Annotated in this window: 18 protein-coding genes and 1 tRNA gene; 5 read left to right on the plus strand and 14 right to left on the minus strand. The window is 69.8% G+C overall.

The features are described from left to right. Nucleotides 1-98: 98 nt before the first annotated feature. From BM396_RS11625 to BM396_RS11635, 3 genes are all read right to left on the minus strand, one after another. A complete protein-coding gene (locus BM396_RS11625; RefSeq protein WP_043388871.1) occupies nucleotides 99-500 on the minus strand; it encodes a DUF3597 domain-containing protein in 402 nt (133 codons plus the stop codon). Nucleotides 501-597: 97 nt separating this feature from the next. Then, nucleotides 598-921 carry a hypothetical protein gene (locus BM396_RS11630; protein WP_043388869.1) on the minus strand — a complete coding sequence of 108 codons (324 nt, stop codon included), beginning with the start codon at nucleotides 919-921 and terminating at the stop codon, nucleotides 598-600. 23 nt (nucleotides 922-944) lie between these two features. Next, entirely contained in the window at nucleotides 945-2,750 is a 1,806-nt protein-coding gene (locus tag BM396_RS11635; protein ID WP_043388867.1) for a DEAD/DEAH box helicase, read from the minus strand. A gap of 301 nt (nucleotides 2,751-3,051) precedes the next feature. Between BM396_RS11635 and BM396_RS11640 the strand changes: the two genes are divergently transcribed. Continuing rightward, nucleotides 3,052-3,135 (plus strand) — tRNA-Tyr (locus BM396_RS11640). A gap of 17 nt (nucleotides 3,136-3,152) precedes the next feature. Here the strand turns inward: BM396_RS11640 and ruvC are convergent. After that, a complete protein-coding gene (gene ruvC, locus BM396_RS11645) occupies nucleotides 3,153-3,776 on the minus strand; it encodes a crossover junction endodeoxyribonuclease RuvC (protein ID WP_043388865.1) in 624 nt (207 codons plus the stop codon). Nucleotides 3,777-3,889: 113 nt separating this feature from the next. Between ruvC and BM396_RS11650 the strand changes: the two genes are divergently transcribed. Together BM396_RS11650 and BM396_RS11655 are read left to right on the plus strand one after the other, a co-directional pair. Further along, entirely contained in the window at nucleotides 3,890-4,858 is a 969-nt protein-coding gene (locus BM396_RS11650) for a tyrosine recombinase XerC (protein ID WP_043388863.1), read from the plus strand. Nucleotides 4,859-5,013: 155 nt separating this feature from the next. Further along, on the plus strand, nucleotides 5,014-5,871 hold the full coding sequence (locus BM396_RS11655) for a response regulator (protein WP_043388859.1): 858 nt from the start codon (nucleotides 5,014-5,016) through the stop codon (nucleotides 5,869-5,871). A gap of 213 nt (nucleotides 5,872-6,084) precedes the next feature. Here BM396_RS11655 and lpdA read toward each other — a convergent pair whose 3' ends face one another. The 10 genes from lpdA to gloB all read right to left on the minus strand — a co-directional run bounded on the left by lpdA (nucleotide 6,085) and on the right by gloB (nucleotide 18,416). Further along, on the minus strand, nucleotides 6,085-7,488 hold the full coding sequence (gene lpdA / locus BM396_RS11660) for a dihydrolipoyl dehydrogenase (protein WP_043388856.1): 1,404 nt from the start codon (nucleotides 7,486-7,488) through the stop codon (nucleotides 6,085-6,087). 67 nt (nucleotides 7,489-7,555) lie between these two features. Continuing rightward, entirely contained in the window at nucleotides 7,556-8,311 is a 756-nt protein-coding gene (locus BM396_RS11665; protein WP_043354942.1) for an SDR family oxidoreductase, read from the minus strand. 7 nt (nucleotides 8,312-8,318) lie between these two features. Further along, nucleotides 8,319-9,647: a 2-oxoglutarate dehydrogenase complex dihydrolipoyllysine-residue succinyltransferase gene (gene odhB, locus BM396_RS11670; RefSeq protein WP_043354944.1), complete on the minus strand. Its 1,329-nt coding sequence runs from the start codon at nucleotides 9,645-9,647 to the stop codon at nucleotides 8,319-8,321. Between the two features lie 49 nt (nucleotides 9,648-9,696). Then, on the minus strand, nucleotides 9,697-9,996 hold the full coding sequence (locus BM396_RS11675; RefSeq protein ID WP_043388853.1) for a YciI family protein: 300 nt from the start codon (nucleotides 9,994-9,996) through the stop codon (nucleotides 9,697-9,699). A 10-nt stretch (nucleotides 9,997-10,006) separates the two neighbouring features. Continuing rightward, nucleotides 10,007-13,006: a 2-oxoglutarate dehydrogenase E1 component gene (locus BM396_RS11680; protein WP_043388850.1), complete on the minus strand. Its 3,000-nt coding sequence runs from the start codon at nucleotides 13,004-13,006 to the stop codon at nucleotides 10,007-10,009. A 172-nt stretch (nucleotides 13,007-13,178) separates the two neighbouring features. Continuing rightward, nucleotides 13,179-14,063: a succinate--CoA ligase subunit alpha gene (gene sucD, locus BM396_RS11685; RefSeq protein ID WP_043354951.1), complete on the minus strand. Its 885-nt coding sequence runs from the start codon at nucleotides 14,061-14,063 to the stop codon at nucleotides 13,179-13,181. A 2-nt stretch (nucleotides 14,064-14,065) separates the two neighbouring features. Further along, nucleotides 14,066-15,262, minus strand: coding sequence for an ADP-forming succinate--CoA ligase subunit beta (gene sucC / locus BM396_RS11690; RefSeq protein WP_043354953.1), 1,197 nt, complete (start codon nucleotides 15,260-15,262; stop codon nucleotides 14,066-14,068). Nucleotides 15,263-15,364: 102 nt separating this feature from the next. Next, complete coding sequence (gene mdh, locus BM396_RS11695) at nucleotides 15,365-16,327, minus strand: malate dehydrogenase (RefSeq protein ID WP_043354955.1); 963 nt, start codon at nucleotides 16,325-16,327, stop codon at nucleotides 15,365-15,367. A gap of 400 nt (nucleotides 16,328-16,727) precedes the next feature. Further along, on the minus strand, nucleotides 16,728-17,297 hold the full coding sequence (locus BM396_RS11700; RefSeq protein ID WP_007560094.1) for a TetR family transcriptional regulator: 570 nt from the start codon (nucleotides 17,295-17,297) through the stop codon (nucleotides 16,728-16,730). 342 nt (nucleotides 17,298-17,639) lie between these two features. Continuing rightward, complete coding sequence (gene gloB, locus BM396_RS11705) at nucleotides 17,640-18,416, minus strand: hydroxyacylglutathione hydrolase (protein ID WP_043354964.1); 777 nt, start codon at nucleotides 18,414-18,416, stop codon at nucleotides 17,640-17,642. A gap of 148 nt (nucleotides 18,417-18,564) precedes the next feature. Between gloB and BM396_RS11710 the strand changes: the two genes are divergently transcribed. Both BM396_RS11710 and BM396_RS11715 read left to right on the plus strand, forming a co-directional pair. After that, on the plus strand, nucleotides 18,565-19,299 hold the full coding sequence (locus tag BM396_RS11710) for a methyltransferase domain-containing protein (RefSeq protein ID WP_043354966.1): 735 nt from the start codon (nucleotides 18,565-18,567) through the stop codon (nucleotides 19,297-19,299). A 67-nt stretch (nucleotides 19,300-19,366) separates the two neighbouring features. Further along, on the plus strand, nucleotides 19,367-20,080 hold the full coding sequence (locus BM396_RS11715) for a MarC family protein (RefSeq protein ID WP_043354982.1): 714 nt from the start codon (nucleotides 19,367-19,369) through the stop codon (nucleotides 20,078-20,080). Nucleotides 20,081-20,330 lie beyond the last annotated feature (250 nt).

The raw sequence follows: 20,330 nt of genomic DNA on the forward strand, positions 1-20,330 counted from the left end.
GCAGCCTCGCTTCTCCCGCCCGCATCGTCCGGGACAGTGCCGCGGGCTGCCGTCACAGGCCGCCCGCGGCGATGCTCAGGTAAGATGAAACGGGCGATCTAGTGCTTCAGATCGTCCGGAACCTTGCCGCCGTTCTCGGCGAGCTTCTGCATGACCTGCTTGTGCAGCCAGATGTTCATGCTGGCCGAATCGTCCTTGTCGCCGGTGTAGTGCAGCTCGTCGGCGAGCTGCTTGCGCGAGGCGAGACCGGAATCGAGGCCCAGCAGCTTCATCAGGTCGACGATCGAGTGGCGCCAGTCGAGCTTCTGCGGGTTCTTCTCGGCGAGGCCGGTGAGGACCGCCGCGACGTCCACGGGTTCGCCGCCGGCGGTGCCGGGGGCCGACGGGGTGGACGGGGCGCTCGTGCCGGTCGTGCCGCCGGAGGGGGCGGGGGCCGCGTCCGCGCTACCCCCGCCGAACGGATGGAGGATTTTGCTGACGATGCTGCCGAGAAGGCTCATGGATCCGCTCCGATGATCGAGGCCCGATCTCCGCACCGGGCGGCCATTCAACTGGCTGTGAGGCCGGGCGTTCCGAGACTCGGCGGGGGCCGGGCGATCAGATCGGCTTAAAGAGGGCGCCGACGAGCGCGGCCCGCTCCTGCGCGAGCGTGCCGTGCGGGCCCGGCTGGCCGGCGCGGCCGTACCAGTAGCGCGCATTGCCGTCATCGCCCTCGATCCTGTGGAGATGGGCGTGCACCCAGGCGGCATCGGGCCCGGCGGCGTCCTGAACGAGGCGGTGGGCCCGGTCCCAGGCGGCGGAGGCGGGTCCGGACGGATCGTGGGCGAGCCACCAGAGCGCGGCGAGCGGTGCGGGCCAGCCGGGCGGCGGCTCGGGCGCCGAGAGTGTCGCGGTGAAGGCGGCGGGCAGGCTCTCGGTCACGGCTCTCTCCCTCCCGCGCCGGTTCAGCGGCCGGCGGCGCGCTCCGGCTGCCAGCGGCCGCGGCGCTGGCGGGCGGACCACGCGTAGCGGGCATCGCCGTCGAGGCAGTCGAGATGGTCGGCGAGGCGGTTGCGTTCAAGCCAGGACAAGGCCGCCTCCAGCTCGGGCAGGGTCATGGTCGCACGCCCCTTGCCGAGGACGCGCTTGAGCACGGCGTTGTACCGGTGGGCGAGGTTGCCGCCGCGGGGCACCCGCAGGGACGTCTCGTCCTCGACCGCCTGGGCCGCCACCGCGGCGGCGAGCCGCTGGCGCAGGGTCCGCTCGGTGATCGACGGCGGTTCGGGCGCGGGTGTCGTGGGGACAGGCTCGGGCAGGCGGGGGCGCAGCAGGGCGTAGCGCAGCCCGATCGCGTTGCTCTCCAGGGGCGTGATCCCGGCCGGCTCGTCGTCGCGCCAGCGGGTCCGCTCGGGCACGATGGCGCTCGCCGGCCGCTCGCGGGGCGGCCGCACGCTGCTGCCCTGCTCGGTCTCCAGTTCCAGGCGGAACCGGGCGAAGAGCGGGTCGTCGGGGTGGAAGATCAGGGCCTGCTGCCCGTCGTAGGGGCCCGCATGCGGATCGACCCGGGTGGCCCGGGCGAGCATTTGCTCCAGCCAGGGCCGCGAGCGGATATGGGTCAGCGCTGCGACCACCGCGACCTCGGGGGCGTCGAGGCCCTCATACGCCATGGCCACCGTCACCAGCACGGCCGGTTCCGGCGTGAGCCGGAACGCGGCGAGCGCCGCGTGGGCGTCGCCCTGGCCGGAGGTCGCGAGCCGGACGTCGCGCTCGCCCTGCCCGGCCGGCATCCAGTCCCGCAGGGTGGCGAGGTAGGCCCGCGCGCTCGCCTGATCGGGCGCCACCACGAGGAGTTTGCCGAGCCCCCGGGCCGGCTCGCCGGGCGGGAGATCCCGCTCGGCCCGGCGCCGGGCACGCAGGCGCTTCGTGGCGAAGAAGGCCTCGCTCAGCAGGTCGCGGGCGAAGCCGGTCCGCAGGGCGGTGAACAGGGCCGGCCGGGTGGTGATCCGGACCGAGCCCGCACCCAGCCGGTGCGGGCCGACCCGCGGACTGTCGCCGGCGATCCGGCCGCCCTCCAGCCAGCTGGCCTCGCCGTCGATGGCGCCGAAGGTCACCGGCAGCACCGCCCGCTCCGCCAGCGCCTGCGCCCGCGAATAGCCGATCACCGCGAGGCCGGGCGCGTCGAGGTCGAGATCCGGCCCGCGGCCGGGCGCGGCGGGCTGATAGGGCAGGCCGAGGATGCGTCGCCCGTCCGCGCGCTCCAGCGTCCCGGACAGGTAGAGGCGAACGGTCGCTGCCTCCATGACGGGCAGCATCGCGCGGGACCACGCCCCCGCTTCCGCGTCCTCGGCGGCGTTCTCGTCGGCGCCGGGCCGTCCGGGCACCGGCAGGTGATGGACCTCATCGACGACCAGCAAGGTCCGGTGCGCCCGGGCTTCCGCGAGGTGGAGCGCCGGGGCGGCGGCGACCGCCTGATAGGTGGTGACGTAGCCGGCCAGACCCCGCGCCGGGTCGCGCTCGTTGTCCGCCGCCCGCACGCTGAGGGCGTGCCCGAACGCGGCGCGCCAGAGTGGGTCGGCGAAAGCCTCCTCCGCCTGCAATCGCAGGGAATCCCGCGGCACCACCCAGACCACGCGCTCGACGAGCCCGGCGGCGATCAGCCCGTGCGCGGCGATCACCGGCAGCAGCGACTTGCCGCCGCCCGGCGTCACCGCGGCCAGGATCTTCCGGACATGGGCCGCCTCGCCGCGCGCCATGGCCGCGACCAGGGCCATCAGCGTGCGCTGGTGGGACCGCAGAGACGGGGCGGGGCGGGTCAAGGACTGGCGAAGCAGGATGACATCCGCGCACCGTGGCCGATCCGGATTCCTTTGTGAATCCCTGGAGTCGCGGAACGTTCGCGTTTTCGTCCCCCTCTCCGAGGGGCGGACAGGGAGGCGCTCGCGCGGTGCGATCGATCGAAACCGCACCGCTCTCCACGGTTGCCGCACGCGCCAACGCGGATCAGCTCACCATAAGCGTTGACACCCGGCCGCCCCCTCACCATAAGGGCGCCGCGGGTGAGAAACCTGCCTTGGGGGAATGTCCCGAGCGGCAAAGGGGGCGGACTGTAAATCCGCTGCGTAAGCTTCGTAGGTTCGAGTCCTACTTCCCCCACCAAGTTCTTCCCGATCCCGTCAGCCCTGTTTCGCCAATGCGGCCTCGATGCGCGCGGCTGCGGCGGCGGAGAATCCCTTCCCTTCGAGCCCCTGTCCCGCGGCCGCCTGGCCGGTGAGCGTGCGGCGCTTGCCCTTCGGCAGATGCGCCTGCCGAAGGGCGTGGGCGTCCCGATGGCTGGCATGGGTGATCGCGATGGCCAGCGCGTCGGCGGCGTCCGCCACGCGGAACTCGGCCTTCGGCAGGAGGAAGCGCACCATCGCCTGGATCTGTACCTTCTCGGCGTGACCGGAGCCCGCCACGGTCTTCTTGATCAGGTTCGCGGCGTATTCGAACACGGGCAGGCCGGCGAGGGCCGGCACCACCAGCGCCATCGCCCGGGCGTGACCCAGCTTGAGCGTCGCCTGCGCGTCCTTGTTGACGAAGGTCTCCTCCACGGCGACCTCGTCGGGCCGCACGGTCTCGACGATGCGGCTGATCCCCTCGAACAGCTCGCGCAGGCGCAGGGCCAGCGGCAGGTCGCCGTCCGAGGTCACGACGCCGCAATCGCCGTAGGTGAGCTTCGTGCCCTGCGCGGTGATCAGGCCCCAGCCGGTGCGGCGCAGGCCGGGATCGATGCCGAGGATGCGGATGGGGGTTGTCATGGGGCTCCACGGCTCGGTGAACGGCCCGAGGCTGCCGTACGTATCGTGAACACCCGGTTTCACCAAGGCAGGGTCTTAAGCTCCCAGCAAGGATGATCCGGTCGAGTGGCACCATGAGCGCGCACGAAACCGAAGGCGATCGGCTGCTGTTTCCGGGCGATGCCCGCCTCCGCGCGGCCGTCCAGGCCTGGATCGAGGGGCTGGCCCGCGAGCGGCGAATGTCGCCCAACACCGTCGAGGCTTACGGGCGCGACCTCCGTCAGTTTCTCCACCACCTCGCGTCGCGGCAGAGCACGCCGACCATCCCGATGCTCGTCGGCTTGAAGGTGCGGGACATCCGCGCCTTCATGGCGGCGCGCCGGGCCGAGGAGGTCTCCGGGCGCTCGCTGATGCGCATGCTCGCGGGCCTGCGCTCCTTCGCACGCTTCCTCGAACGCGAGGGCTTCGGCACCGTCTCGGCCCTGGGCGGCGTGCGCTCGCCCAAGGTTCCGCGGCGGCTTCCGCGACCCCTGCCCGTCAGCGCCGCCGTGGCGTTGACCGACACGGCGATTCGCGCCGGCGAGGAACGCGCGCCCTGGGTTCTCGCCCGGGATGCCGCCGTGCTGGCGCTGCTCTACGGCGCAGGCCTGCGCATCTCCGAGGCCCTCGGACTGACTCGCCGCGACGCGCCCCTGCCCGGGGTCGACCAGGTCACCGTGCTCGGCAAGGGCGGCAAGCAGCGCATGGTGCCGATCCTGCCCGTGGTGGCGCAGGCCGTGGCCGACTACCTCGCCGCCTGCCCGCTGCCGCTGCCGCCGGAGGGGCCGCTCTTCGTCGGCGCGCGCGGGGGGGCCCTGTCGCCGCGGATCATCCAGTATACGGTGGCCCGCGCGCGGGGAGCCCTCGGCCTGCCCGACAGCGCCACGCCGCACGCCCTGCGGCACTCCTTCGCCACCCATCTGCTGGCCCGCCAGGGTGAATTGCGCGCGATCCAGGAACTCCTCGGCCACGCCTCCCTGTCCACCACTCAGCTCTACACCCAGGTCGATGCCGCCCGTCTCATGAGCGCCTACGCGGCGGCCCATCCCCGGGCGGGTCGCTGATCAAGAGTGCTGGAAGTTTCGACTTCGGGGCTGTTCAACATCATCTATAGACGCGTCATCCGATCGGCTCATTGCACAACCGCACTTTTTAAGAGCTTCGTCACGATCTTCAGCCACTATGAGCATGAACATTCGGATCGGCTTGGGCGGGCGTCATGGAGCTTGAGGACGGAGGGGCGCCGGCACGTGTCGTGATCGCGGATTGCGATCCGGGCCGGCGCCTCTCCCTGCGAGAGATCGTCCTGCGCTTCGATCCACGCGCCGTGATCGACGAGGCGACCTCCGGTCAGGCGCTCTGCGACATCCTGCTGCGTCACCGCCCGACTCTGGCCTTCGTCGGGCTTCAGCTTGACGACCTGAGCGGGCCCGAAGCCGTCGCCGTGGCGCGTCGCGCGGGTGCGGAGCCGCCCTGTCTGGTTCTGGTCGCCACCCGCGTCCTGCCGCACTGGCAGGAGATCGCCACCAGCCTCGGGGCTTACGAGGTTCTGAAGACCCCCCTCGATCCAGGCCATATCGAGCAGCTGCTCCACGCCGATGCCCGGCGCCGCGCCCCGACCCGGGCTCTGCTCGCCTGCTCGACGCCGGCGGGGCGCTCGGCCATCAGCCGTGTCGTGGCGCGCAGCGGCTTCGCCATCGACCTCGACGAGACGGATGACGGACGCCACGCCCTCAGGCAGCTGAAGTTTGCCGCCTACGACTTCGCCTTCATCGACGTGAAGCTCGTTGGCATCGACGGGCTCGAACTGGCCTGCCAGATCCAGCCCCTCAGCCTTCCGACCCGGATCACACTGTTGACGACGTCCGAGCTGGAGCCCGTCGCCCAGGCCGGCCGCTACTTCGGCGTCGATGCGGTCCTGCGAATGCCGTTCTACGCCCGCGACATCGACCTCGCCTTGCACAACGCCCTGGGCCTGCGCAGGCCCTACCTGCTCAACGCCCTGACGGCGCCGCCCGCACCGAGTGCCCTCCTGCGGATCGCCGACCTGCCGAACTCCCGGCGCAAGATCGCCTGATCCCGCCGCCGGCAGGCGGCCGCGATCTCCCAGTCTCATCCTGAGGTGCCCGCGAAGCGAGCCTCGAAGGGGGCTTCGGGGAGCGGGACGGTCTCCGGCGCCCTGCCTCATGGTCTGCGCTGCGCTTCGGCGGCTCAGGACAAGCGGCAGTTCGGAGAGCCGCCCCTTGTCCCAGCGCCCCTGCGGATGGACGCTCCTGCGTCCGCCCGCCACTCAGACGTGGATCGCGCGCTTGCTCACCGCCAGGGCGGCTTCCTTGACGGCCTCGGTCAGCGTCGGATGCGCGTGGCAGGTCCGGGCGATGTCCTCCGAGGAGGCACCGAACTCCATCGCCACCGCCGCCTCGGCGATCAGGTTGCCGGCATCCGCGCCGACGATGTGCACGCCCAGCACCCGGTCGGTCTGGGCGTCGGCCAGCACCTTCACGAAGCCGTCCGTGGTGCCGTTCGCCTTGGCCCGGCCGTTGGCCGTGAAGGGGAACTTGCCGGCATTGTAGGCGACGCCGTCCTTCTTCAACTCCTCCTCGGTCTTGCCCACCGAGGCGACCTCCGGGAACGTGTAGACCACGTTCGGGATCACGCCGTAGTTCACGTGGCCGGACTGGCCGGCCAGCATCTCGGCCACCGCGACGCCCTCGTCCTCGGCCTTGTGGGCCAGCATCGGGCCGGCAATCACGTCACCGATGGCGTAGATGCCGGTGACGTTGGTGGCGTAGTGCGAGTCCGTGAGGATCCGGCCCTTGTCGTCCCGCTGGACGCCCACCGTGTCGAGGCCCAGGCCCTCCGTGTAGGGGACCCGGCCGATGCAGACGAGGACCGCGTCCGCCTGGAGCGTTTCCGCCGCGCCGCCCGCGGCCGGCTCCACGGAGACGGTCGCGCCGCCCTTCTTGCCGACCTCGACGCCGGTCACCTTGGTGGACAGCTTGAAGGCGATGCCCTGCTTGGTCAGGATCCGCTGGAACTGCTTTCCGACCTCTCCGTCCATGCCGGGCAGCACCCGGTCGAGATACTCGACCACGGTGACCTCGGAGCCGAGCCGGCGCCAGACGGAGCCCAGCTCCAGACCGATCACGCCGGCGCCGATGACCAGGAGCTTCTTCGGCACCCGGTCGAGCTCCAGGGCGCCGGTCGAGGAAACCACCACCTTCTCGTCGATGGTGACGCCGGGCAGCCGCGCCACGTCCGAGCCGGTGGCGATGACGATGCTCTTGGTCTCGAGCATCTGGTTGCCGCCATCCTCGGACACGACCTCGACCCGGCCGGCTCCCGCGATCCGGCCGGTGCCGTGGAAGGTCTCGACCTTGTTTTTCTTGAGCAGGAACTCGACGCCCTTGGTGTTGCCCGCCACGCCCTCGGCCTTGAAGGCCATCATCTTCTTCAGGTCGAGCTTCGGCGTGCCGACATCGATGCCGAGATCGGCGAAATGCGTGTTGGCCTCCTCGAACGCCTCGGAGGCGTGCAGCAGGGCCTTCGACGGGATGCAGCCGACATTGAGGCAGGTGCCGCCATGGGTCGCGCGCTTCTCGACCACGGCGGTCCGCAGGCCGAGCTGCGCCGCGCGGATGGCGCACACGTAGCCGCCGGGACCGGTGCCGATGACGACGAGATCGTAGGACATGAGGCTTCGCTTCCGCTCGGTCGTGCCGCGTGTGAGACGGGCAGGGAATGTCAGGTCGGGCTGAGGCTCAGCGGCCGCCGCCGACGTCGAGGATGGCGCCCGTGGTGTAGGAGGCCTCCTCCGAGAGCAGCCACACGATCGGTGCGGCCACCTCCTCGGCGGTGCCGGCCCGCTTCATCGGGACGCCCGGGCCGAGGCGCTCCACCCGGTCCGGCTCGCCGCCGCTGGCATGGATCTCGGTGGCGATGATGCCGGGCGCCACCGCGTTGACCCGGATGCCTTCGGCGGCCACCTCCCGGGCGAGCCCGATCGTCAGCGCGTCGATGGCCCCCTTCGAGGCGGCGTAATCCACGAACTGACCGGGGCCGCCCAGCCGCGCCGCCACCGAGGACAGGTTGACGATGGCGCCCCCTGCCCCGCCGCGCTTGGTCGACATCCGCCGGACCGCCTCGCGGGCGCACAGGAAGCTGCCGACCACGTTGGTTGTCATCATCCGCTGGAGCCGGCCCTCGGTCATGTCGGCGACGTCGGACTTCACGTCGACGACGCCGGCATTGTTGACCAAAGCCGCGAGGCGCCCGAGCCCGTCGGCCGCCCTGAACAGCGCGATGACGTCGGCCTCGCTGCCGACATCGCCCTTCACGGCGAGCGCCTTGCCGCCCTTGGCGGTGATCGCGTCCACCACGGTCTTGGCTGCGGCGGCGTCCGACACGTAGCTCAGGCAGACCGCGTAGCCGCGCTCCGCGAGAAGCAGCGACACGGCTCGGCCGATGCCGCGGCTGCCGCCGGTGACGATCGCAACCCTGTTCTCAGCGCCCGACATGACGACCTCAGAGGTCCAGCACGAGCCGCGCCGGATCCTCCAGCGCCTCCTTCACCCGCACCAGGAAGGTCACGGCCTCCTTACCGTCGACGATGCGATGATCGTACGACAGCGCGAGGTACATCATCGGCCGGGCCTCGATCTTGCCGGCCCGGACCACCGGGCGCTCCTCGATGCGGTGCATGCCGAGGATGCCCGATTGCGGCGCGTTGAGGATCGGCGTCGACATCAGCGAGCCGTAGATGCCGCCGTTGGTGATCGTGAAGGTGCCGCCCTGCATCTCCTCGATGGAGAGCTTGCCGTCGCGGGCCTTCTTGCCGAAGCCCGCGATCTTCTTCTCGATGCCGGCGATCGACAGGTCGTCGGCGTCGCGCACCACCGGCACGACGAGCCCCTTATCGGTCCCGACCGCGATGCCGATGTGGTAGTAGTTCTTGTAGACGAGGTCCTGCCCGTCGATCTCGGCGTTGACCGCCGGCACGTCCTTGAGGGCGCCGATCACCGCCTTGGTGAAGAAGCCCATGAAGCCGAGCTTCGTGCCGTGCTTCTTCTCGAAGATATCCTTGTACTGGCTGCGCATCGCCATCACGGCCGACATGTCGACGTCGTTGAACGTCGTCAGCATCGCCGCCGTGTCCTGCGCGTCCTTGAGGCGGCGCGCGATGGTCTGGCGCAGCTTCGTCATCCGCACGCGTTCCTCGCGCGCGGCGTCGTCCGGCGCCGAGGGCGCGCGCGGCAGGGTCGGTCGGGCCTCCTTGGCGGGCGCGGCCGACGGACCCTTGGCGATGGCGCCGAGCATGTCGCCCTTGGTGACGCGGCCGTCCTTGCCGGAGCCACTGACCGCCGACGGGTCGACGCCGGATTCCCGGGCGAGCTTCGCCACCGCCGGGCCGTTGTCGCCCACCGGGCGCTGCTGGGCTGCCGCCGGAGCGGCGGCGTCGCCGTGGTTGCCGTAGCCGGCAGAGGATTCCTGGGCGGGCGCTTCGGCCTTCGCGGGGGCGGCGGCCTTCGGGGCCTCGCTCCGGCTCTCGGCTTTGATCTCGGCGGCCTCCTTCGGAGCCTCCTTGGGGGCGGCCTTCTTGCCGCTGCCGGCCGCGCCGGCCTCGACGATCGAGCCGAGCAGGGCGCCGGGCTCCACGGTCTCCCCATCCTTGACCAGGATCTCGCCGAGCTCGCCGGCCGCCGGGGCGTTGACCTCCAGGGTGACCTTGTCGGTCTCGAGCTCGACGATCGGCTCGTCGGCCGCGACCGTGTCGCCGGGCTTCTTGAACCAGCGGCCGATCGTGGCCTCGCTCACGGATTCGCCGAGGGTCGGGACGAGGATGTCGGTTGCCATGCTCTCTTCTGCCCCGCGGGGGGCCTCCTCTGGATGTCGGGCCGCGACGTCAGCGCCGCAGGATCAGGGATGGAACGGGCGAGACGGTGTACCGGAAGCCTGCCTGCGCCATCAGGACGGGATCTGCTTCGCCGAGCGCCTCGGCCTGGGCCGCGTCGTCGGCCTCGACCAGGGCCAGGCCCCAGGTGCCGCCGGACTCGAAGACGGGCCCGACCGCGATGGCGGCCCCTGCGGCCGCCTGCTCCATCCAGTAGCCGGAATGGGCCGAGAACAGCGCCTTCTCGGCCTCCGTCGCGTCGAACGGGAAGCTCGGGCGGGGCGGTTCCAGACGGAGCAGGAAATAGGCCATGGCCGGATGATCAGACCGCCAGGGCCTCGTTGAGGAAGGCCTGGAGCTGCGCTTGGTGCTTCGACATCTGGCCGACCGCCGTGGAGGCGGAGGCCGGACGGCCGACGTACCGGGCGCGCTTCACCGCGGAGCCGGCCTGGCCGAGCACCCACTCGAGGTAGGGCTCGACGAAGGACCAGGCACCCATGTTCTTGGGCTCCTCCTGGCACCAGATCACGTCGGCGTTGCGGAAGCGGGCCATCTCGTTGGCCAGGGCCTTGAGCGGGAACGGGTAGAGCTGCTCGACGCGCATCAGGTAGATGTCGTTGAGCCCGCGCTTCTCCCGCTCCTCCAGCAGGTCGTAATAGACCTTGCCGGAACACAGGACGACGCGGCGGATCTTGTCGTCGCGCACGAGCTTGTTCGGCGCGCCCTCCTCCTCGGCGTCGTCCCAGAGGACGCGGTGGAAGGTCGAGCCCTCGGCCAGCGCGTCGAGGCTGGAGACGGCACGCTTGTGGCGCAGCAGCGACTTCGGCGTCATCAGCACCAGCGGCTTGCGGAAGTCGCGTTTCAGCTGCCGGCGCAGGATGTGGAAGTAGTTCGCCGGCGTCGTGACGTTGGCGACCTGCATATTGTCCTCGGCGCAGGCCTGGAGGTAGCGCTCCAGCCGGGCGGAGGAGTGCTCCGGCCCCTGCCCCTCGTAGCCGTGCGGCAGCAGCAGCACGAGGCCGGACATGCGCAGCCACTTGCGCTCGCCGGACGCGATGAACTGGTCGATCACCACCTGGGCGCCGTTGGCGAAATCGCCGAACTGCGCCTCCCAGAGGACCAGGGCGTTCGGCTCGGCCAGGGAGTAGCCGTACTCGAAGCCGAGCACCGCCTCCTCGGAGAGCATCGAGTTGATGATCTCGATGGAGGCCTGGCCCTCGCGGATGGCGTTGAGCGGCGTGTAGCGCTGCTCGTTCTCCTGATCGATCACCACCGCGTGGCGCTGCGAGAAGGTGCCGCGCTCGACATCCTGGCCGGAGAGACGGACCCGGTTGCCGTCGAGCAGGGTCGCCCCGAAGGCCAGCGCCTCGGCGGTCGCCCAGTCGATGCCGACACCCGTCTCCACCGCCTTGGCGCGGTTGTCCATGAACCGCTGGATCGTGCGGTGCAGGTGGAAGCCGGGCGGCGCCTGGGTGATCTTGCGCCCGATCTCCTGCAGGGTCTCGGCCGGCACGGCGGTGCGACCCCGGCGCGGATCGTCCACGTCCTCGTGGACCGCCTTCACGCCGGACCAGCGGCCGTCGAGCCAGTCGGCCTTGTTGGCCTTGTAGGTGTTGGCGACGTCGAGCTCGGTGTCGAGCATCCCGCGGAACTCGGCCTTTCGGGCGTCGAGCGCCTCCTGGGTCACGGAGCTGTTCTCGACGAGCTTGCGGCCGTAATTCTCCAGCACCGAGGGATGCTTGCGGATCCGCTGGTACATCTTCGGCTGGGTGAAGGCCGGCTCATCGCCCTCGTTGTGGCCGAAGCGGCGGTAGCAGAGCATGTCGATCACGACCGGCTTGCCGAACTTCTGCCGGTACTCGACCGCCACCTTGGCCGCGAAGGTGACGGCTTCCGGATCGTCGCCGTTGCAGTGGAAGATCGGCGCCTCGACCATCTTGGCGACGTCGGACGGGTAGGGCGAGGAGCGCGAGAAGCGCGGATCGGTGGTGAAGCCGATCTGGTTGTTGATGATGAAGTGGATCGAGCCGCCGGTGCGGTGGCCCTTCAGGCCCGACAGGCCGAAGCATTCGGCCACCACGCCCTGGCCCGCGAAGGCGGCGTCGCCGTGAATCAGCAGCGGCAGCACCGTGCGGCGCTCGATGTTGGGTTTGGCCCACTGGTCCTGCTTGGCGCGGACCTTCCCGAGCACCACCGGATCGACGATCTCGAGGTGCGATGGGTTGGCGGTGAGCGACAGGTGGACGTTGTTGCCGTCGAAGGCGCGGTCCGAGGACGCGCCCAGATGGTACTTCACGTCGCCCGAGCCCTCGACCTCGGCCGGGGAAGCCGAGCCGCCCTTGAACTCGTGGAACACCGCCCGGAAGGGCTTCGCCATCACGTTGGTGAGCACGTTGAGCCGGCCGCGATGGGCCATGCCGAGCACGATCTCGCGGACGCCGAGCGCGCCGCCGCGCTTGATGATCTGCTCCAGCGCCGGGATCATCGACTCGCCGCCATCGAGGCCGAAGCGCTTCGTGCCGGTGTACTTAAGGTCCAGGAACTTCTCGAAGCCCTCGGCCTCGATCAGCTTGTTGAGGATCGCGCGGCGGCCCTCGGGCGTGAAGGAGATCTCCTTGTCCTTGCCCTCGATGCGCTCCTGGATCCACGCCTTCTCGGCGGGGTCGGAGATGTGCATGAACTCGACGCCGAGCGTCTGGCAGTAGGTCCGCTCCAGGATGTCGACGATCTCGCGGATCGTGCCGAACTGGAGGCCGAGCACGTTGTCGAGGAAGATCGGGCGGTCCCAGTCGGATTCCTCGGTGAAGCCGTAATGCTGCGGGTGCAGCTCCTCGTGGTCACCGCGGGGGGCAAGCCCGAGCGGGTCGAGCTTGGCGTGCAGGTGGCCGCGCATGCGGTAGGAGCGGATCAGCATGATCGCCCGCACCGAATCCTTCGTCGCCTGCTCCACAGACACGCCGGTGGTTGCGGTGACGCTATCCTGCGGCTTGCCGGGCTTCGCGTCCTTGGCGTCCTTGCCGTCCCGGGCGACGATGCGGTCGCCGACCGCCTTCTCCAGGGCACCCCAGTTGCCGTCGAGCGCCGAGACCAGCTCGCCGTTCAGCGGCACCGGCCAGTTGGGCTTCTCCCAGGAGGCGCCGGCGGCGTTCTTCTCGACCAGGGTCTCGTCTTCGCCGAGCCCCTTGAAGAAGGTCTGCCACTCCGGATCCACCGAGGACGGGTTGCGGGCGTAGGCCGCCTGCAATTCCTCGATGTAGGCGGCGTTCGCGCCGTAGAGGAACGAGGTTTCGAGGAGCGCTTCGTTCACGTCCTGGCGTGCCATGGTGCGTCCATCCTGTCGCGCGGGCAGGCTCCCCTGCCCTTCGGGCTCCCCGTCAGTGCGGCGGATCGCCCTCAAACCGAAACGGGGCGGGTGACCGCCCCGCTGAAATCGTCTGCACGCCCGATATGGGCGTTGCGGCCCTGCGATGGCCGCAACGCAGGCGCGCTTGCCCTCAGCCCTTCAGGACCTCGACGAGCGTCGAGCCCAGCCGGGCCGGCGACGGCGACACGCGGATGCCCGCGGCCTCCATGGCGGCGATCTTGTCCTCGGCGCCGCCCTTGCCGCCCGAGATGATCGCGCCGGCATGGCCCATGCGGCGGCCCGGAGGCGCCGTGCGGCCGGCGATGAAGCCGACCATCGGCTTCTTGCGCCCGCGCTTGGCCTCGTCCTTCAGGAACTGCGCAGCCTCCTCCTCGGCCGAGCCGCCGATCTCGCCGATCATCACGATCGACTCGGTCTTCGGATCGGCGAGGAACAGCTCCAGCACGTCGATGAACTCGGTGCCCTTCACCGGATCACCGCCGATGCCCACCGCGGTGGTCTGGCCGAGGCCGGCATTGGAGGTCTGGAACACCGCCTCGTAGGTCAGCGTGCCGGAGCGCGAGACGATACCGACCGAGCCTTGCCGGAAGATGTTGGCCGGCATGATGCCGATCTTCGATTCGCCCGCCGTGACGATGCCCGGGCAGTTCGGCCCGACCAGACGCGACTTCGAGCCGGTGAGCGCCCGCTTCACCTTGACCATGTCGAGCACCGGAATGCCCTCGGTGATGCAGACGATCAGCGGGATCTCGGCGGCGATCGCCTCGCAGATCGCGTCGGCGGCGCCGGGTGGGGGCACGTAGACCACCGAGGCATCGGCGCCCGTGGCCTCGCGGGCCTCGGCCACCGTGTCGAACACCGGCAGGCCGAGATGCGTCGAGCCGCCCTTACCGGGGCTCGTGCCGCCGACCATCTTGGTGCCGTAGGCGATGGCCTGTTCGGAGTGGAAGGTCCCGTTCTTGCCGGTGAAACCCTGGCAGATGACCTTGGTGTTGGCGTCGATCATCACCGACATGATCAGGCTCCCTTCACGGCGGCGACGATCTTCTGGGCGGCGTCGTCGAGGTCGTCCGCCGGGATCACGTTGAGACCGGAATTCCGGATGATCGCCTTGCCCTCCTCGACGTTCGTGCCCTCGAGGCGCACAACCAGCGGCACCTGCAGGCCCACCGCCTTCACGGCCGCGATGACGCCGTTGGCGATCACGTCGCACTTCATGATCCCGCCGAAGATGTTGACGAGGATCCCCTTCACGTTCGGATCGGCGGTGATGATCTTGAACGCCGCCGTGACCTTCTCCTCCGAGGCGCCGCCGCCGACATCGAGGAAGTTCGCCGGCTCCTCGCCGTAGAGCTTGATGATGTCGAGGGTCGCCATGGCGAGGCCGGCGCCGTTGACCATGCAGCCGATCGTGCCGTCGAGCGCGATGTAGGCGAGGTCGTACTTGGACGCCTCGATCTCCTTGGCGTCCTCCTCGGTCTCGTCGCGGAGCGCCACGATGTCCGGGTGCCGGTAGAGGGCGTTCGAATCGAAGGCCATCTTGGCGTCGAGGCACTTGAGATGCCCGTCCGCGGTGAGCACCAGCGGGTTGATCTCGAGGAGGCTCATGTCCTTGGCGACGAAGGCCGCGTAGAGCTTCTCGGTGAGCGCGCCGGCTTCCTTGGCCTGGGCGCCGGACAGCCCGAGCGCCTTGGCGACGGCGCGGCCGTGATGGGGCATGACGCCCGTGGCCGGATCGACCGCGATCGTGTGGATCTTCTCGGGCGTGTCGTGGGCCACCGCCTCGATGTCCATCCCGCCCTCGGTGGAGACCACGAAGGCGACGCCGCCCGTGGCGCGGTCCACCAGCATCGAGAGGTAGAATTCCTCGGCGATCTGCGCGCCTTCCTCGATGTAAAGGCGGTTGACCTGCTTGCCGGCCGGGCCGGTCTGGATCGTCACCAGCGTCTGGCCGAGCATCTCGCCCGCATACTGCTTCACCTCGTCGATCGACTTGGTGACGCGCACGCCGCCCTTGGCGCCCTCGGGTGCACCCTTGAAGGTGCCCTTGCCGCGGCCGCCCGCGTGGATCTGGCTCTTCACGACCCAGACCGGGCCGCCGAGCTCCTTGGCGGCGGCCTCAGCCTCCGACGGGTTGAAGATGGCCACGCCGCGGGAGACGGGCAGGCCGAACTCCTTCAGCACGGCCTTGGCCTGGTATTCGTGGATGTTCATCGGAGCCTCGTAGGGAGGAGCGAATAGGTGGCAACGAACAGCGCGGAGCGACTGGGATTCGAATCCCCGAACGCTTCGCGCGGCCCGGTATCCGCTTACCGGTCAGGCGAGGTTGCTGTCGACGCCCTTGCAGGCCTCGATCAGGCCCGCCACCGAGGCGACCGACTTGTCGAACATCGTCTTCTCGGCCGCGTCGAAGGTCACCTCGAGCACGCGCTCCACGCCGTTCGCGCCGATCACGATCGGCACGCCGATGAACATGCCGGAGACGCCGTACTGGCCGTCGAGATAGGCGGCGCAGGGCAGGACCCGCTTCTTGTCGCGCAGATAGCTCTCGGCCATGGCGATGGCGGAGGCGGCGGGCGCGTAGAAGGCCGAGCCGGTCTTAAGCAGGTTGACGATCTCGCCGCCGCCCTTGCGGGTGCGCTCGACCATGGCGTCGAGCTTCTCCTGGGTGGTCCAGCCGAGCTTGACGAGGTCGGTCAGCGGCACGCCCGCCACCGTCGAGTAGCGGGTCAGCGGCACCATGTCGTCGCCGTGGCCGCCGAGGACGAAGGCGGTGACGTCCTCCACCGAGACCTTGAACTCCTCGGCCAGGAAGTGGCGGAAGCGGGCCGAGTCGAGAACGCCGGCCATGCCGACGATCTTGTTGGTGGGCAGACCGGAGAACTTCTGGAGCGCCCAGACCATCGCGTCGAGCGGGTTGGTGATGCAGATCACGAAGGCGTCCGGCGCGTGGGTCTTAATGCCCTCGCCCACCGCCTGCATCACCTTGAGATTGATGCCGATCAGGTCGTCGCGGCTCATGCCGGGCTTGCGCGGCACGCCCGCGGTGACGATCACGACGTCGGCCCCCTTGATGGCGGCGTAGTCGCTCGCGCCCGCGTAGGTCGCGTCGAAGCCCTCCACCGGGGCGGCCTCGGCGATGTCGAGCGCCTTGCCCTGCGGCACGCCGTCGACGATGTCGAACAGCACCACGTCCCCGAGATCCTTGAGGCCAGCGAGAAGTGCCAGGGTGCCGCCGATCTGGCCGGCACCGATGAGCGCGATCTTGTTGCGAGCCATGTCGGATTTGTCTCCGCTGCGTTCGACTTCGGTGATGCGGTGCGCGAGGCCGGCCGTGCTCGGCCGCCAGGGTCCGAGACCGGATTCGTCACTCTGAAATCTGCGCGGCTGTGTGGCCGAAAAGCACCGTGGCTTCAACCCGATGCAGGGTGCGCGGCCGGCGCGTCCGAGGCGTCCGGCGGCCTCTCAACGAGGCGAGGGGTGTGCCGAAACGTCAACGTCGCGAAGGTTTTAGGTGCAGTGCACCCGGCTCCGCCGGCGCTCCGAAGTCTCGATGACAGATTTTGAAACCTGTCATTTCGGTCGGGGGCGGCGCTCGGATCGGCCCGCAGCGCGGAAACGACAAGGGCCCGGACAGGGAAGTCCGGGCCCGGCGAGCGGCGTTCGCGAAAGCGGTGGATCAGAGGATGCCGGAGCGGAGCACCCGCTGGATCGCGTGGATGACGGCTCCGAAACGGGCCTCGATCAGGTCGCGGGGCACTTCGGCATCGTGCTGGATCGCCAGGGGATGCGTGAAGCGGTAGCTCGCGTCGAAGATGTAGGCGATCGCCCGCTCCCGATCGCGAGCCGAGAAGATCCCGGACGTGATCCCCTCTTCGACCACCCGCTCCACGAGACTGCGCAGGCGGACGCGATGCCGCCGGGCGATCGGCCGGGCCGACACGGTGGCGTCGAGATGGACCGCGAACAGGTTCGGTTCGTCGAACAGGGCGTCCCGCTGGACCGTCGCGAGGGCTGTCAGCAGGCGCTCGATCTTGTCGTCGGCGGGATCGGGCGCGTCGGCGATGCCGGCGAGCCGGGCTTCGACCTCGCGCAGCCAGCGCCCCGCCACCGCGTCGAGGAGCGCGTCCTTCGACGGGAAGTAACGGTACACGTTGGCGTGCGTCATGCCGGCCTCGGCGGCAACGGCCACGACCGTCACGCGCTTGGGGCCGAGCCGCGACAGATGCTCGGTGGCGATGCCGAGCAGCCGGACGTCGGCCGCAACCGGCGCCCGCGGGCGCGCAGGACTGGCCGCGTCACCATTTTCGTGGAGTGCGTCGGCGACGGAAATCTTGGGCTTGGCGCTGAGCGCCTCCTCCTTGGACCCGTCGGACTCTGGCTTGAGGAAAGGCAGCGGCAGGCGGGAAGTGGACAGGTGGTAGGGCGAGACGGACCCCCATCATACCGGCTGAAGCGTCCCGGCGCTTCGCGTTGACGTTACGGCTTCCCCCCGGGAGCCCGGTTACCTGAGCGGATTAGGACCGCTTAAACATCCCTATGTGTCAGTTTGCCTTGAGAAGGCAACAAATTTTTCTCGTTATCACCTGCGTTAAAAGCGGTTCTTCCACGCTCGCAAGGCGACGAACACCGCCTCGGGATCGCTTTCCGGCGGTAGGTCGACGGACCGGGCCAGGGCCGGCTGTCCGCTGCGCAGGAACGGGTTGGTCGCCCGTTCCGCGCCCATGGTCGAGGGGATCAGGAAGCGGCCTTCCGCCTTGGCGCGCTCGGCCTCGGCGAAGCGCGCCTTCAGGTCCGGATTGTCCGGATCGGCAGCCAGGGCGAAGCGTGCGTTGGAGAGTACGTAGTCGTGGCCGCTGAACACCTGCGTCGCGTCGGGCAGATCGTCGAAGCGCCGCAGGGAGCGGTACAGGGTCTCGGGCGGGCTCTCCATCACCCGCCCGCAGCCGAGGGTGAACAGGGTGTCCCCGGCGCAGACGAGGCCGGCCTGGGCGAACCAATAGGTCACGTGGTCGGCGCAGTGGCCCGGCGTCTCCCAGACCTGGGCTTCCAGGCGGCCGATCGCGACGGTGTCGCCCTCTCGCACCGTCACGTCCACCTGAGGGACCGCGTCCCCGGCCTTGGCGGGGGCGACCACCCGGGCCCCGGTCGCCTGCTTCACCGCCGGGATGCCCTCGACATGGTCGCCGTGCCGGTGCGTGACGAGGATGTCGGTCAAGCGCCAGCCGGTCTCGTCGAGGGCCTTCAGGACCGGCCCGGCCTCCGGGACGTCGATCGCCGCGCAGGCGCCGGTCGCCGGATCGCGGATGAGCACGCCGATATTGTCGCTGCGGCAGAGGAAGGTGCGAATCTCGGTCTCGGCGGCCATCGGACGGGGTCTCCCAGGAACGCGAAGGGGCGCGAAATCTGTTGCCGTGAACAGGTGATGGTCCCGCCGGGTTCCTCGGACGCTTGCCGCGCGGCGCGCGGCTCACCATTGAGTACAACGACCGTTCCGATCGCGATCTTCTGTTCCCATGCGTCTCGACGTCAACGGCTTGCGGGCCTTCTACGCCAGCCCTCTGGGCCGCACGACGCATCGTGTGGTCGGCCGCGCGCTCCACGATTTCCTCGGCTCGGTCTCGGGGCTGCGCGTCCTCGGGATCGGCTACGCGACGCCCTATCTCGGGCCGGTCCACTATATCGCCGAGCGCACGCTCGCCTTCATGCCGGCCACGCAGGGCGTGGTGAACTGGCCGAGCACCGGGCGTTCCTGCGCGGCTTTGGCCGATCCCACCATGATGCCGCTGCCCGAGGCCGCCATCGACCGGGTCATCCTGGTCCACGCCCTCGAATCGGTGGAGAGCCCGACAGAGCTGCTGCAGGAGGTCTGGCGGACCCTCACCCCGGGCGGCCGCATGATCCTGGTGGTGCCCAACCGCCGGGGCGTCTGGGCGCGCCGGGAGGCGACGCCCTTCGGTCACGGCCAGCCCTACAGCCGCTCGCAGCTCGGACGGCTGATGCGGGATACGCTGTTCTCGCCGGTGAGCTGGGCCGAGACCCTGTACATGCCGCCGGCACGCTCGCGCCTGATGCTGCGCACCGGACCCGCCTGGGAGTGGCTCGGCACCAGCCTGTCCCTGCCCTTCGCGGGCCTGCACGTGGTCGACGCGACGAAGCAGCTGTACCGGCCCGTCGCCGTGCAGCAGGTGCGGCGCGCCCGCCGTCTCGCGCCGGCCCGTGTGCTGGTGCCGGCCCCCTCCCCGGGCTGATCCGGATGCGCGATCCCCATCCACGGCGGTCGATGGTCCAGGACAGCGTGCGATCCGGTTGGACCTGATGAGCCTCGACCTCACCACCCAGCAGTTCCTGCTCGCCCTGTCGGCCCTGTTCTCGATCGTGAACCCGATCGGGGGTGCGTTCATCTTCGCGCAGGTGACGAGCGCCTTCAGCCACGCCGAGCGCGTTCTGCTGTCGCGGCGGATCGGCGGTTACGCCGCCCTGGTGATGCTCGGCGCCCTCTGGGCGGGTACGCCGATCCTCAATTTCTTCGGCGTCACGCTGGGGGCGCTGCGCATCGCCGGCGGACTCGTGGTCATGTCGTCGGCCTGGACGCAGCTAAACCGGCCGGAGGCGCGGGAGGCGCGCAAGCAGGCCGAGGCCTCGGGCTCGGCGGGCCGCGGCGCGGTCTCGACAGAGCCGCAGGGCGATCCGGCACCGGGCCCCCTCTCCGACATCGCCTTCTTCCCCCTGACGCTGCCGTTCACCACGGGACCGGGGACGATCGCGGTTGCCATCACCCTGGGGGCGAACCGGCCGACGGCCTATGCGGAGCGGTTCAGCTTCTACATCGGCGTCACGCTGGCAGCCCTCGCGGTCGCCGCCACGGTCGCCGTGCTCTACGCCTCCGCCGACCGGGTGGTGGCGTTCATAGGCCCGGCCCGCGCCCGGGTGATGGGCCGCCTCTTCGCCTTCCTGCTGCTGTGCGTCGGCACGCAGATCCTGGTGAACGGCCTCCTGGACGTGTTCGCCCCCCTCGCTGCGGCCCGCTGACGTCCGCGCGCGCACCCGTCATTCGCGAAGTGCTGAGGGCCGCCCCGGATCGGATCGTTTCGACGGGCCTTTCCCGTCACATGCCGGATATGCGGAGGGGTCCTCTATCCGTCCGGACGAATCTGCCAAATTGACGATTAGGTCTGCCGTATATCGATAAATGTAAAATAATAACTCATATAATCGACGATTATTGCGTTGTAATAAAGTATAAATCTTTTTTAATGATCGCACGTTAGACGGAGATTTG

The organism is Methylobacterium sp. UNCCL125, from assembly GCF_900116795.1.
Lineage (GTDB): Bacteria > Pseudomonadota > Alphaproteobacteria > Rhizobiales > Beijerinckiaceae > Methylobacterium > Methylobacterium fujisawaense.

What these genes read in the sequence shown, in the direction of transcription:
- BM396_RS11625 (WP_043388871.1), bottom strand. Translation starts at nt 500, where the DNA reads ATGAGCCTTCTCGGCAGCATCGTCAGCAAAATCCTCCATCCGTTCGGC.
- BM396_RS11635 (WP_043388867.1), bottom strand. Translation starts at nt 2,750, where the DNA reads ATGGCCCTGGTCGCGGCCATGGCGCGCGGCGAGGCGGCCCATGTCCGG.
- ruvC (WP_043388865.1), bottom strand. Translation starts at nt 3,776, where the DNA reads ATGACAACCCCCATCCGCATCCTCGGCATCGATCCCGGCCTGCGCCGC.
- BM396_RS11650 (WP_043388863.1), top strand. Translation starts at nt 3,890, where the DNA reads ATGAGCGCGCACGAAACCGAAGGCGATCGGCTGCTGTTTCCGGGCGAT.
- BM396_RS11655 (WP_043388859.1), top strand. Translation starts at nt 5,014, where the DNA reads ATGGAGCTTGAGGACGGAGGGGCGCCGGCACGTGTCGTGATCGCGGAT.
- lpdA (WP_043388856.1), bottom strand. Translation starts at nt 7,488, where the DNA reads ATGTCCTACGATCTCGTCGTCATCGGCACCGGTCCCGGCGGCTACGTG.
- BM396_RS11665 (WP_043354942.1), bottom strand. Translation starts at nt 8,311, where the DNA reads ATGTCGGGCGCTGAGAACAGGGTTGCGATCGTCACCGGCGGCAGCCGC.
- odhB (WP_043354944.1), bottom strand. Translation starts at nt 9,647, where the DNA reads ATGGCAACCGACATCCTCGTCCCGACCCTCGGCGAATCCGTGAGCGAG.
- BM396_RS11675 (WP_043388853.1), bottom strand. Translation starts at nt 9,996, where the DNA reads ATGGCCTATTTCCTGCTCCGTCTGGAACCGCCCCGCCCGAGCTTCCCG.
- BM396_RS11680 (WP_043388850.1), bottom strand. Translation starts at nt 13,006, where the DNA reads ATGGCACGCCAGGACGTGAACGAAGCGCTCCTCGAAACCTCGTTCCTC.
- sucD (WP_043354951.1), bottom strand. Translation starts at nt 14,063, where the DNA reads ATGTCGGTGATGATCGACGCCAACACCAAGGTCATCTGCCAGGGTTTC.
- sucC (WP_043354953.1), bottom strand. Translation starts at nt 15,262, where the DNA reads ATGAACATCCACGAATACCAGGCCAAGGCCGTGCTGAAGGAGTTCGGC.
- mdh (WP_043354955.1), bottom strand. Translation starts at nt 16,327, where the DNA reads ATGGCTCGCAACAAGATCGCGCTCATCGGTGCCGGCCAGATCGGCGGC.
- gloB (WP_043354964.1), bottom strand. Translation starts at nt 18,416, where the DNA reads ATGGCCGCCGAGACCGAGATTCGCACCTTCCTCTGCCGCAGCGACAAT.
- BM396_RS11710 (WP_043354966.1), top strand. Translation starts at nt 18,565, where the DNA reads ATGCGTCTCGACGTCAACGGCTTGCGGGCCTTCTACGCCAGCCCTCTG.
- BM396_RS11715 (WP_043354982.1), top strand. Translation starts at nt 19,367, where the DNA reads ATGAGCCTCGACCTCACCACCCAGCAGTTCCTGCTCGCCCTGTCGGCC.